Raw genomic sequence first — 12,398 nt, forward strand, 5'->3', positions numbered from 1 at the left:
GGTACGGGCCGGGGTGCGTCAGCCGGCCATCGGCGCCGGTGCGCGCAGGGCGTCGGTCAGCGCGGCGAAGGCGGCTTCCGCGGTGTCGTCGGAGTGCACCGCGCGGTCCCAGACCATGCGCAGGTGGATCTCCGGCCCCTGGGTGACGGACACCGCGAAGGGGCCGCGGACCGGCCGGCCGTCGATGTGGGTCTCGCGGCCGGTCACACCGCCCAGCCGGAGCGGCGGACGGCGCCGGGCGTCGTCGACGGTCAGCAGCCCGTCGAGCCGGCCGGTCCAGCCGGAGCCGGCGGCCCGGGCCGCGTGCACCACCTCGTCGAAGGGGGTGGCGGCCCGGTCCAGGTCGTCCCACCAGGCCCCCGCGGTCTCCTCCGGGGCCGCGGCGGCCTGTCCCGTCGCGGTGGGGAAGACCACGGTGTTGAGGAAGCAGCCGAGTACCGGTGCGGCGCCCGGAGGCCGGCCGCCCCACGGATAGCCGAGCGGCACCACATGGCCCCGCCCGTACAGCACCGCCGCGGCCGCGCGGCAGGCGTCGAGCAGTTGGGGGAAGGACGCGCCGCCCGCCGGGACGGGGAGGGACAGGTCGGCCGAGCCGCTCGGCAGCCCGTCCGGGGCGGAGGCCTGCGGACCGGGCGGCGGGGCGCACTCACGGACCGCGCGGAGCCGGTCGCCCCAGTACTCCAGCGCCGCGGGCGAGGCCGCTCGCGCCTCCTCGTCCAGCTGGAGCAGCACGGCCTCCCGGTAGGCGTCCACCTCGGCGGCGACATCGGCGGGGGACAGCCCCTCGGCCGTACCGCCGGCGGCGTAGGCGGCGCCCAGCTCCTCGACGATCCGGGCCAGCGAGCTGCCGTCGCACGCGGCGTGGTCCAGCACCACGGCGAGCACCTCACGCGCCTGGTCCGTGGACTCGAAGGCCCCGGACTCGGCGGATCCGGACCGGTCGTCCGCTGCTGCCGCCCCCTCCTCCGTCAGAAAGAGCCGCAGCGGCGGACCTTGCGGCGCCCAGGCGCGCAGCACCCGCCGCAGCGCGTCGGCCGCGCTCTCGCCCGGTGCGCACGCCACCCGCTCCACCGGAACCTCCGGTGGCCCCAGGCGGAGCACGGGGGTGGCGCGCAGTACGGCCGGCCGGCCGCGCAGGACGGGGTGCAGGGCGGCGAGGCGACGGGCGGCCGCGGCGAGGCGCCGGAGGTCGACCGTGCCGCGCGGGAAGGAGAAGAACATCGGCACGAGATCGGGACGCCCGGTCGGATCCATGGCCCGTACCAGCACAAAGCGGCGCTGGGCGCCGGTGACGGGCAGCAGGGGCGATGCCTCGCCGCCGTCGTCGAGTCGGCGGAATCGGTCCAGATACTGGTGCGTGATGCTGAGCACGCGAAACCTCTCTGTCGTTGCCGGTCGTGCCGCAGGGGACAGCGGGACGACGGGCAGTGAGTGGGGGCAGGCCGGCGAGAGCCCGGTACGGGCGGATGCTCCGGTACGCGTCAGCCGCGGGCGGGCGGCTCGGCGGGCTCGTCGGAGGCATTCGCGGGGGCGGGCACGTCCTCGCGAATGAGGGCGTCCGCGCCCGTGCGGCCGAGGTCCGCGGCCGGGGACGGCCGTCCGGTGTCCAGGTCGCCCGGGTCGGCCATATCGCCTGCGCTGTCCGGCAGTTCGCGCATCCGGCGGAGCGGGGAGAGCAGCAGCGGCAGCGGTACGGCGAGGAACCCGGCCGCGCAGCAGGCCAGTGCCGTACGGGCGCCGAACGCGCCGGCCAGCGCGCCGCCGGCCAGGGCGCCGAGCGGCAGGGTGCCCCACATCACGAAGCGCAGGGTGGCGTTCATCCGCCCGAGCAGCCGGGGCGGACACAGCATCTGGCGGAAGCTCACCTGGGCGACGTTGTAGACGACCGCACCGAAGAACACCACGCCGGAGCCGACCGCGAACAGCGCCGCACCCGCGCCCTGGCCGGCCAGCGGCCACAGCACCGCGAAGGGGCCGGTGACCAGGGGGGACAGCCAGATGAGCCGGGCCTGGCCGAACCGGGCGGCGAGCCGGCCCGCACATACGGCGCCGGCCAGCCCGCCGATGGCGGACGCGGAGAGCACCAGGCCGACCGCTCCCGGTTCCAGACCGAGCACCCGGACCAGGAAGACGGACTGCGTGGCCATCAGCATCGCGGAGAAGAGGTTGGCGAGGCCGGTCGCCCCGGCGATCATCCGCAGCAGCGGGTGGCCGAAGACGAACCGCAGCCCCTCGGCGACGTCCTTGCGCAGGGCGGCACCCGGCTCCCGCTGCGGGCGGCTCTCCGGATGTTTGACGCGCCACAGGAACAGGGCGGAGAGCGTGTAGCCGGCCGCATCCGCCACGATGGCGAGCGGCGCCCCGAGCAGCTGCACCAGGCCACCGCCGACCCCCGGTCCGGCGACCTGCGCCGAGGAACGGATGGTCTCCAGCGCGCCGTTGCCCGCGACCAGCTGGTCCTTGGGCAGCAGCTGGGGCAGGAAGCTCTGATGGGCCACATCGAAGAAGACCGTCGCCACGCCGGTGATCAGGGCGACGACGTACAACTGGGTCATCGTCAGTACATCTGCGACGGCGGCCAGCGGCACACTGGCCATGGCCGCGGCCCGCACCAGGTCGGCCCGGATCAGCAGTGGCAGCTTCCGCATCCGGTCGACCCAGGCCCCGGCGGGTAACCCGACCAGCAGGAACGCGGCGGTCTCCGCGGCCGTGAGCAAACCCACCTGGAAGGCGGGAGCGTTGAGCTGGAGTACCGCTACGAGGGGCAGGGCGACCAGGGTGACCTGGGCACCGAACTGTCCGGCCGCGGCGCCGGCGAGCAGAAAACGGAAGTCACGCCTGCGCAGCGGGCTGCTGGCCGCGGATCGGGATCTGACGGGCATGGCTATGACACTCAGGTATCAGCCGATCAACAGTCAAAACAAGGAGCACAGTTTCAGTCGGTTTTCTTCACCTTTTGCTCACGTGGGCAGGAAATTTTACGCGAGATCTCGGCAACCACCGGAGGAATGAGGTCCAAAGCGACCGCTGCGTCCCCTGTGCACCGCTCGCAGCCGTCCACGAGCACTCCGTACACCCGGAGTCCGTGGTCCACACTGTGGCCGAAAACCGCCACCGCTGTCTCTTTATTAACGGCTCCTTTCACTTTCCCCGCTATACCGCCCGTCGGGCAACGTCCAGGTGTCCCTCCGGCTCAAGGGCCCAGGCAGTCGGTGAAGGTGACCCGGTCGCTCCCGCCGTCGAGGAAGTCCGGCGGGGAGTGATGGCGCAACAGGCACATGTCGTAGCGGGCGCGGTGGGCCGGGGCGCCGCCCGTCGCGCCGCCCCGGCCGTCGCCGTCCGGCTCGTAGCGGTGCCGTCCGGACAGCTGACAGGAGTCGTAGCGCACCAGTGGACCTCTGGCGCCGATCTGGTAGCGGTGCGGAACGGTGTCCGCCGCAAACGGCTTGAACGCCAGCGCGGTGTCGTCGCAGTCGTTGAAGTGCACCGTTCCGCCGTCCCAGGCGCAGTAGATCACCAAGGTGTCCGGGTGACGCACCTCGAAGCGGATGTCCTCGGCGTGGAAACGCTGGACGGAGTCGTGGTGCGGCCCGCGCGGAAAGCGGAAGAAGGTGCTGGTGCGCCCGTACTCGCCGGAGGCCGTGGGCCGCCGGCCGGTGATGATGTACGAACCACCGCGACAGGCGAGGGAGCCCCCGTAGGGGAACTCCAGGAAGTTTCCCCAGGAGTACTCGACCTTCATGTCGTTGAACCAGTAGTTGACGAACTGGTCCTGCTGCTGGGGGCTCGGCGACTTCTGCGACAGACCGGAGTAGAGGAACGCCTTGCGGTAGGCGCCGCCGACCCGGCAGGCGTCCCAGCGCATCTCCGAGTTGGTGTTGCTGCCGTCGAGGGCGAGCCCGTAGGTCCACTCGCCGGTCCACTCGCATGCTGTGAAGCGGTAGTCCTGCGCCTGGCCGGTGGAGTAGGAGTAGAAGAACGAGGCCCCCGGGGTGCCGGAGGCGAACGCCATCTGCTCGAACGACACATTCGCCCAACTGTCCTCGTTGCGGCACAGATAGGCGCCCTCGGCCCGGGAGGGGGTGAAGAGGAGCTGCGTCATCCGCTTGCCGGCCCCGCGGAACCGCAAGCCGTTGGCCTTGAGTCCGCCTGCCGGGGCGTCGAGCAGGGCGTGCGGCGCCCGGATGAGGTACGTACCGGCCGGCACCTCGATCACCGTCCGGCCGACGTGGTCCCACACCCGGCCGGCCGCGTAGGAGTAGGCGCGGGCGAAGGCCCGGCTGTCGTCGGTCCGGCCGTCGCCCTTGGCGCCGCAGTCCGCCGCCACGTCGATGACGTCCTTGCCCTGGGGCTTACGGCCGGAGACGACCGGAGGCCGGGCGCCGTCGGACGCCTTCCCGGTGGTGTCGGGGGAGGTGGAGGAGTCGCATCCGGTGGCGGAGGCGGCCAGGGCGGCGGCCGTTCCCGCCAGCAGCGTCCGGCGGGTGACGCCGCCAGGGGACGGAGAAGCGCTGCTGCCTGCCATGATTGCTCCTTCGGAGGGGCATACATCGGAGCCGTTGAGCGAAATCGGGTGGGGAAATCGGGTGGGGGAAACATGAGCCGGTTCGGGTGTGCGGTCAGAGAGTTGTCGGCGGCCCAGAAGCCCGCGAAGGGAGTGTCCCTGTATTCGCGGTATGTGAACCGTCCGGCCGGCCGGATACTGGCCGCGGCGTCCTACAGCGTCAAACTGACACCCAACCAAGTCACGGTGATCAGCGCGGTATTCACCTTCTCCGGAGTGGTGATGATCGCCGCGTTACGCCCCTCGGCCGCCACGGCCCTCGCGGTTTTCCTGGTGCTCTTTCTCGGTTTCGCCCTGGACTCGGCCGATGGTCAGCTCGCCCGGCTGACGGGCACCGGAAGCTCCGCGGGGGAGTGGCTGGACCATGTCGTCGACTGCGCGAAAATGCTCGCCCTGCATATGGCCGTGCTGGTCTCGTTCCACCGACACTTCGGATTCTCCAACTCCCTGCTGCTCCTCGTCCCGATCGCCTTCCAATGCGCCGCGGTACTGGTCTTCTTCGGCGGTGTCCTCACCGAACAGCTCAAGCGCGCGGAACGGCTGCGGAGCGGGGCCGGCGGCCGTCCGGCACCCGCGCCACCGGCCTCCCTCGTGCGGTCCGTGGTCCTGCTCCCGGTCGACTACGGCGTTCTCTGCGCGGTGTTCCTGCTCTTCGGCAGCCGTGCCCTCTTCGTGGGGGCGTACTGCGGGTTGCTCGTCGCCCATGTCCTCTTCATGGTGGCGTTTCTGGTCAAGTGGTACCGCGAACTCTCCGCCCCCGGCCGCACGGCGGAGAGCTGAGTCCGGATCGGCTCACGCCGAACTCGCCATGCTGTCCAGTGCCTTGCGCAACAAGCTGCTCGAGGTGTGCACGGTGTAGGGGAAATACCTCACCTCGACCCCGACCGTCGCGAAATCCCGTTCCAGTTTGTCGCCCTTGGCCGTGCCCCTCCAGTCGTCGCCCTTGAAGAGCACGTCGAACCGTACCTGCCGCCAGGTATCCAATTTGTCGGGGACCGTCTCGACAAATGCCGCGTCCACGAACCGGATACTGCGGATGATCTCCAGTCGTTCGGTGAGCGGAACGACCGGTGTTCTGCCCTTGGCCCGCCTCGCCATCTCGTCCGAGACGACGCCGGCCACCAGATAGTCGCACCGGCTCCTGGCATGCCGGAGAATGTTCAGATGCCCGACGTGGAACAGGTCGTACACCCCGGGCGCGTACCCCACGCGGTGCGTCATGCGGCTCCATGCCCTCCCATGCCCCTCATCGGTGAGCGGTCACTTCCTGGCGGTCACATACACCGGGCCGTTGCGGCCCGAGACATTGGTTCCGTCGGTGACCTCGAGCGAGTAGCGGTGCCGCGAACCGGGACCGACGGAGTCCGTATAGCTCATGTCCGGACGGTTCCAGTAGCGCGAATCCCGCTTCAGCGAGGCCAGCTGGGCGCCGTCGCGGTAGATCTTGTAGGTCAGGACACCGTCGTCCCGGTCCCAGGAGGCCTTCCAGGTCAGTGTCACCCGGCCGGGGGACCGGCTCGTACCGCTCATCAGCGGTACCTGCGGCGCACCGGTGTCCGGGGCCGCCGCGAACCGGGTCAGGCCCTGCTGCGGTGCCTCGTTGACGGTGGTGAACTCGCCGCCCGCCCAGAGGATTCCGTCCGCCATGGCCAGCGCCCGCGGCCCGATCCGCTCCCCGATGCCGTCGTTGGTGTCCGGGAACCACGGCAGGAGCGTCTTGTCCTCGATCGACTGGGCCAGGAAGTGCTGGCGGTTCCGGATCTCCGGGAATCCGCCCGGGGTGCCGGAGCAGTTGTGCGCGTGTGAACCGCTGTACAGGACGCCCCGGTACGGCAGCACGGCCTGGGTGGCCCCCAGGCAGGTGTCCTTCCACAGCTGTGAGCCGTCGGCGAGCCGGCCCGCGATCCGCCCGTCGAAGACGCCCCCGCCGGTGCCCTCGGCGCCCAGGTAGAAGCGGGTGCCGTCGTGGGTGAGCGCCTTGACCGCCGACCTCCGGGGTATCCAGCCCTTGAACGTGTCGACGACCTTGCCCGTTGTCGCGTCCAGCCCGGCCAGTGCGTGCACACCCGGCGGACTGCCGTTCACCGAGGTGAACCGGCCACCGATGATGACCTTGTTCAGCTGCGGGGCGACCGTGAGGGCGTTGACGCCCGGCAGGGGATCGTTGGGGACCGACGAACCGCGCACCGTCGCCTGGAACGGCAGCAGCTCACCATTGGGCCGCAGTGCGGCGATCCGCTCACGGGTCCGGCCCTGGACGGCGGTGAATCCGCCGCCGAGGTAGACCGTGTCGGCGGTGACGTCGATGGCCCGTACGGTCGAACTGACCGTGGGCTTCCAGCTCGTGGCGATGGTGCAGTCGTCGGTATTGAGGGCGGCGGTGTTCGACCGTCCGGCCGGACCGGCCTTGCCGAACGAGCCGCCGATGTAGAGCAGCGATCCATCGGGCGAGGCCCTGAGCGCCCGGACGGAACCCTTGCCGCCGGTGAACGCCGGGGCGCACGGCAGCGGTTGGCCGGTTCTGGCGTCGAAGGCCGCGAAGTTGGTGCGGGCCAGCTCGTGGGCGCCGGGCGCGGCCCCCGGCGGGCGGATATGGCTGAACGACCCTCCCGCGTAGACAACGCCCTTGGCGTAGGCCAGGGACCAGACGACGCCGTCGGTCTGCCAGGTGCGCAGCGGATCGGCGGTGAGGGTGGTGGTCTCATCGGTGGCCCGGGCGGGGCCGGCGGCCAGAGCCGTCGACGCCGCGCCGAGCACCGCGGCGGTCAGCAAGAGATGGACGGATCTGTTCCGTTGGCGCACAGTTCCCCCTGGAAGCATGGCGCGAGCGCGATGACCGGGACAGGAAGCGGGAACGTGAGGAGACCCGAGCCGGCGCGGCCCGTCATTCACCGTGAGTTGTCCGCACCGCGCTTGCGCAGTACCCCGAAGAACTCCCCCACCCCCAGCGGAACACGATAGCGCCAGACCAAGATCCCCCATGCCCCGATGGACAAAACAGTTCCAAGGAACGTACCGGGCACACTGTCGCCGGACAGGGCCCGCACGCCGAACGCGAGGGGCGCCACCACCCCGACGGCGACCAGCGCGGCCAGCAGGTACCCCCGGTCCACCGTCCGGAATCCCAGACACCGGCGGGCGAGCAGCGCCGAGACCCCGTTGTCCACCACGCTCGCCAGCCCCCAGGCAACGGCCGCGCCCAGCACGCCGTACCGGGGCACCAGCCCTATCCCGCCGCCCAGTTGGATCACGAACGCGGTGCCCGCGACCGCGAGGTTCCAGACGCTCCGTCCGGCCATCAGGATGACCGTCTGGGCGTTGCCCGCCCCGACGTTCACCAGACCGGCCACCGCGAGTACCACCAGGCCCGGCGCCCCGTCGGCGAAGCCGGGCCCGAACAGCGACAGCACGGTCCGCGGATAGGCCGCCAGCAGCACGAAGACCGGCCAGGAGCACAGGGCGATCCACCGCGTCGACAGCCGGTGCAGATGCTGCGCCCCGGCCTCGTCGCCGCCCGCCAGCAGACGGCTGATCTGCGGTGACACCGCCAGCCGGACCGCCAGCTGCAACATCGTCCCGGCGGTGACCAGCCGCCCGATCGCGGTATGGACACCGGCCCCGGCGCTCGTCCCCAGTGCCGACAGCAGGATCACACCGATCCACACCGCCGCGATGTCGAAGAGCGCCGAGACCGCCCGCGGCCCGGCGAAGCACCAGAACTCCCGTACCGGCGTCGGCGCACGGCCGGTACCGGGACGAGCGCGCCGCGCCCTGCGCAGCGCCACCCAGGCCGCCGCGGCGCCCAGCACCCCGGGCACCAGCCAGGCCGCACCGATACCGGTCACGCCCGGCGCCCACAGCACCACCGGCACCGCGAGCAGCACCCGCAGCACCGGCTTGCCGATCTGCTCCACCGCCACGAACGGCACCACCGAGCCGTACCCCCGGGTGGCACCGAGCAGCACCAGCGCCACGGTCGTCACCGGCAGGAACACCGCGAACAGCCGCACCACCCCGACGGCCTCGCCCGGACCGAGACCGGGCAGCAGCCGGCCGGCGAGCCCCGGCGCTGACCACAGCGCCGCCGCCCCCGCCGTACTCGCCAGCAGCGCCGGCGCCACCGCGGTCCGCAGCAGCCCCGGTACCCCCGCACCGCCGGTCAGCTCCAGGTCCCGGGAGACGAAACGGACCAGCGCGGTATCGGCGCCCAGCTTCAGGGCGTTGCTCACGATGGTGAAGGCCGCCACCCCCGTGAAGACCGCGCCGGCCCCGCCCGCCCCGAGCCCGTGGGTGACGACGGCGACCAGGACGAACCCGAACACCGCGTTCGCGGCCGCGCCCGCCAGCCCGAACAGACTGCCGCGGGCCGTCGTCGCCACCCCGCGCCCGCCGCCCTCCTTCCGTACGGACACCGTCTGTGCGGACACCGTCTCGTCCCGGCGGTCACCGGACACCGCCTCGTTCCGGCGGTCGTCGGAGCCCGTCGGCCGGACGCCCGTCATCCGCGCCGGGACGAGGGGCCGGCGTCGGCGGACAGCCGGTCCTCCCGCACCGGGTCCGGCCGGGTGGCCGGCAGCCTGACGGTCCGCGGGGCGCGCCGCCGCCGCTCACGGCGCGCGGGACCGCCGTCCAGGAGCCGCCGGAGCCACCTGCGGCGGCTCCCCTTGTCCAGTACGGCGCCCAGGATGTGCCCGCCCGCGCCGGTGATCAGTTCCCGCACCCGGTCCAGGTCGTCCCGGCGCACCTCGTGGAGATCGCAGACGACGACCACACCGGCCGCCTGCTTGGCGACGGCCAGCCCGTCCGCGTGGGCGAGCAGCGGCCCGGTGACGACCACGACATGTTCGTCCGGGCCCGACGGCGTGTTCAGCAGCCGGGCGAACTCCGGTGACGCCAGGGCCCGCGCGGGATTGGGCACCTCACGTCCCGGCAGCAGCTCGAACCGCCCGTCGACGCCTGCGTCCACGGTGAACCGCTCGCCCTCCGCCCAGCCGCCCGGCACCGGCCGGCCGTGACCGGGGCGCAGCGGGAGCCGCCCGGCGAGCTCCGGTGTCCGCAGATCCGCCTCGACCAGCAGGATGTCGCTGCCGATCTCCGCGAACGCACCGGCGAGGTTGACCGCGACCGACACGGTATCGGTGGTCCCCCTGGGAGAGACGACCAGCAGGCTGCGCCGCCCCGCGAACCGCCGGTCGTGCACCATCCGGAAGGCAATCGTCCGATAGGCCTCGGCGCGGTTCCCGCGGCCCGGCCGGCCCACCTCCAGCACCCCCGCCCCACCCCGCCGGCGCGGCAGGATGCCCAGCACCGGGGCCCGCAGATTCTCCTGCACCTCCGCCACCGACCGGACCCGCGGTTCCAGCACCGAGCGCACCCAGGCCGCGAGGATGCCCACGGCCAGACCGGCCACCGCCCCCGCGGCCAGGAGCACGGCCGGCCCGGGGCCGGACGGGAAGGCCGGCGGATCGCCCCTGCGGACGATCTCACCCGGCGTGGTGTCCAGGGACTTCAGGCTGGAGATCCGGCTCTGCAGATCCGCGATCTGCGCCACCACACTGCCCCGCTCGGACTCGTCGCCGGCCCGCCCCGCCCCGGCCCCCTCGCCCGCGATCCGCCGGTCCAGCACCCTCCGCTGTTCCAGCAGCGGCCTGAGCTCGGCGTCGAGCTTGCCCACGGTCGTGGCGATCCGCCGGGCAGCGGCTTCCTGACGGTACGTCAAGTAGGCCTGTACGAAGGCGTTGACCAGCCGCGCCGCCCGGTCCGCCGAGCCCGCTCCGTACTCGAACAGCAGTGTGTGGGTGTCCGGCGGATTGCTCACCCGCAGATCGCGCTGCAGAACGGCCGGGTCCGTCCGCTCGCCCAGTGCCCTGGCCGCGCCCGCCGCCACCGAGGCGCTCTGCGCGATCTGCCGCTCGGTACCCATGCTGAGCTGCTTGTCCGCCGACACCCCACGGGCCTCGAAGGGTGCCGTGCCGATCGCCTGCACCACCACCTCGCCCGTCGCCGTGTACGTCGGCCCGCCCAGCAGGTGCACCGCGCCACCGCCCACCACGCCCAGCAGCAGCCCCAGCACGATCAGCGCGCGATACCGGAAGAGCTGCCGCAGCTGATCGCGGATCTGGTCGGGCTCCTCCGCCGGCTCGTCGAAGACACTCACCCGGGTACTCCTCCTGTCGGTAGCGGCCGGACGCCACGGCGTCGCGCCGTGGCCACCGGAGCACCCGCGGACTCCGGCGCCGACGACGGAACGGCCGGCCGTCGCCGGGACCTACGCGTGATCAACAACGGGACGCACACCAGCAGCGCCAGTGGCCCCACGATCGCCATCAGACTGCCGCGCAACAGCACCAGCTGGTAGCAGCCGAAGGCCGGCACCAGCAGCGCGGCAAGGGTTCCCGGACGCCGCCGCAGCCGGTGCCGGACGTCGTCGATCCGCCGGCCCACCGCCCCGACCAGGCCGAACACGGCAACCACCGCCGGAAACCCCGCCCACATGTACGACTCGATCCACAGCGGCGCGGAGAGGTTCTCGAAGCGGTACCCCGCATGCCGGGCCAGCAGGATCCCCGCATCGTCCGGCTTGCCCGGCCACGCCGTCCGCGGCACGAAGAACAGCGGCGGCCCCAGCGCGGCCGACGGCGTGAAGCCATGCGTACGGACCCGGTCCACCCCCGTCGCGATCTGCTGGAACGCGTCGTAATCCCCGTTCGACGTGAACTGCTCGGCGAGCGAGACGACCCGCACCGGCTCCCGCTCGTCGTAGCGGAAGTAGTCGCTGTACGGGAACACCACCAGCACCACGGCCGCCACACCCGCCGCAGCCACCCGGAAGGCCCGCGCCCCACGCAGCCAGGACGCGCCGAAGAGCAATGTCAGCAGTACCGTTCCGGCCCAGAAACGCGGCCGGCTGATGGGGTTGTTGACCACCACGTTCAGCGCGATCAGCAGCGGCAGCAGCAGCCACCGCAGCCCGCGCAGGACCCGGTCACCCGCCCGGAACCGCGGCACATGCACCAGCGCCACCAGCGCCCAGAACGCCGGGACCGACAGCACCCACGCCCCCAGCGCCCGGTCCGCGGGCCCCGACGACCCGGCCCGCGCCGCCTCACCCGCGGCCTGCCGGCTGAGGAAGAACGCCGACAGCCCGCCCTGCCCGGGCACCAGCACCGCCGCCAGCAGCAGCGCCGCCCCGCACAACAGCAGCACCCGTCCCGGCGACAGCCGCCGCGCCAGCACCGGTCCGAGGACCGTGGCGGCCCGTCCGGCCCGCCAGGACGCCAGCGCCGACCCCGCGCTGTACGCCAGCAGCCCCGTCTCCACCAGAACCGTGGTCAGAAACGCGGTCCGGGTATCGACGGCGAACCCCCGCGGATACGCGTCCGTCGCCAGCATCGCCAACGGCGCCAGCCCCAGCCACACATACGAGAAGAGCCAGAACCCGAACGCGATCACCCGGGCCCGCGCATCCGTCAGCACCCGCGCCAGCGCGCCACCGGTGTGCACCACCACCACACCCTGGACGACGAGCGCGGCACCGAAGCGGGCATCCGACGACCGCAGCACCAGCAGCGGCAACAGCACCACCAGGAACAGCACCCAGCAGCACAGCGCCGCGACGGCCCGCCCCGGCGGCCCGCCGCCCGCCCGCCGCACCGGCACCATCGGAACGGCCCACCTCCCCCCAACTCCCCACCAGTGACCACAATTTAAGCGACACCCCACGACCCGGTCGGCTCCGGTATCCAATCGCAACCCGATTCCCGGCAGCAGGGCCCGAGCCGCTCCTACCATGACCGCACAGCCTGAGGGGGGCAGCCGTGGACAAGGCATTCGC

The 12,398-nt window shown here is 72.4% G+C and carries 9 protein-coding genes; 1 reads left to right on the forward strand and 8 read right to left on the reverse strand.

The features are described 5' to 3' along the window. Nucleotides 1–18: 18 nt before the first annotated feature. The 3 genes from AZE13_RS22245 to AZE13_RS22255 all read right to left on the reverse strand — a co-directional run bounded on the left by AZE13_RS22245 (nt 19) and on the right by AZE13_RS22255 (nt 4,525). Complete coding sequence (locus AZE13_RS22245) at nt 19–1,371, reverse strand: non-ribosomal peptide synthetase (protein WP_066934772.1); 1,353 nt, start codon at nt 1,369–1,371, stop codon at nt 19–21. A 110-nt stretch (nt 1,372–1,481) separates the two neighbouring features. Further along, nucleotides 1,482–2,882, reverse strand: a complete 1,401-nt coding sequence (locus AZE13_RS22250; RefSeq protein WP_066934775.1) for an MFS transporter — start codon at nt 2,880–2,882, stop codon at nt 1,482–1,484. 311 nt (nt 2,883–3,193) lie between these two features. Further along, on the reverse strand, nt 3,194–4,525 hold the full coding sequence (locus AZE13_RS22255; RefSeq protein WP_079124263.1) for a glycosyl hydrolase family 28-related protein: 1,332 nt from the start codon (nt 4,523–4,525) through the stop codon (nt 3,194–3,196). A 72-nt stretch (nt 4,526–4,597) separates the two neighbouring features. On the opposite strand from AZE13_RS22255, the gene AZE13_RS22260 reads away from it, so the two are divergent. Beyond that, the gene (locus AZE13_RS22260; RefSeq protein WP_066934778.1) at nt 4,598–5,344 is read left to right on the forward strand and encodes a CDP-alcohol phosphatidyltransferase family protein; all 747 of its coding nucleotides are present in this window, start codon (nt 4,598–4,600) and stop codon (nt 5,342–5,344) included. 12 nt (nt 5,345–5,356) lie between these two features. Here the strand turns inward: AZE13_RS22260 and AZE13_RS22265 are convergent, their stop codons facing one another. The 5 genes from AZE13_RS22265 to AZE13_RS22285 form a co-directional block, all read right to left on the reverse strand. After that, complete coding sequence (locus tag AZE13_RS22265) at nt 5,357–5,785, reverse strand: adenylyltransferase/cytidyltransferase family protein (protein WP_066934781.1); 429 nt, start codon at nt 5,783–5,785, stop codon at nt 5,357–5,359. Between the two features lie 39 nt (nt 5,786–5,824). Beyond that, entirely contained in the window at nt 5,825–7,366 is a 1,542-nt protein-coding gene (locus AZE13_RS22270; protein ID WP_258527924.1) for a fibronectin type III domain-containing protein, read from the reverse strand. An 86-nt stretch (nt 7,367–7,452) separates the two neighbouring features. Further along, on the reverse strand, nt 7,453–9,066 hold the full coding sequence (locus AZE13_RS22275) for a polysaccharide biosynthesis C-terminal domain-containing protein (protein ID WP_258527925.1): 1,614 nt from the start codon (nt 9,064–9,066) through the stop codon (nt 7,453–7,455). Further along, the gene (locus AZE13_RS22280; protein ID WP_079124264.1) at nt 9,063–10,721 is read right to left on the reverse strand and encodes a polysaccharide biosynthesis tyrosine autokinase; all 1,659 of its coding nucleotides are present in this window, start codon (nt 10,719–10,721) and stop codon (nt 9,063–9,065) included. The genes AZE13_RS22275 and AZE13_RS22280 overlap by 4 nt, the downstream gene beginning before the upstream one ends. After that, nucleotides 10,718–12,226 (reverse strand): hypothetical protein, encoded by a 1,509-nt coding sequence (locus tag AZE13_RS22285; RefSeq protein WP_066934787.1) that lies wholly within the window; start codon nt 12,224–12,226, stop codon nt 10,718–10,720. Before AZE13_RS22285 ends, AZE13_RS22280 begins: the two co-directional genes overlap by 4 nt. Between the last annotated feature and the right edge of the window lie 172 nt (nt 12,227–12,398).

The organism is Streptomyces sp. NBRC 110611, from assembly GCF_001590865.1.
In the GTDB taxonomy this organism is placed as follows: Bacteria; Actinomycetota; Actinomycetes; order Streptomycetales; family Streptomycetaceae; genus Streptomyces.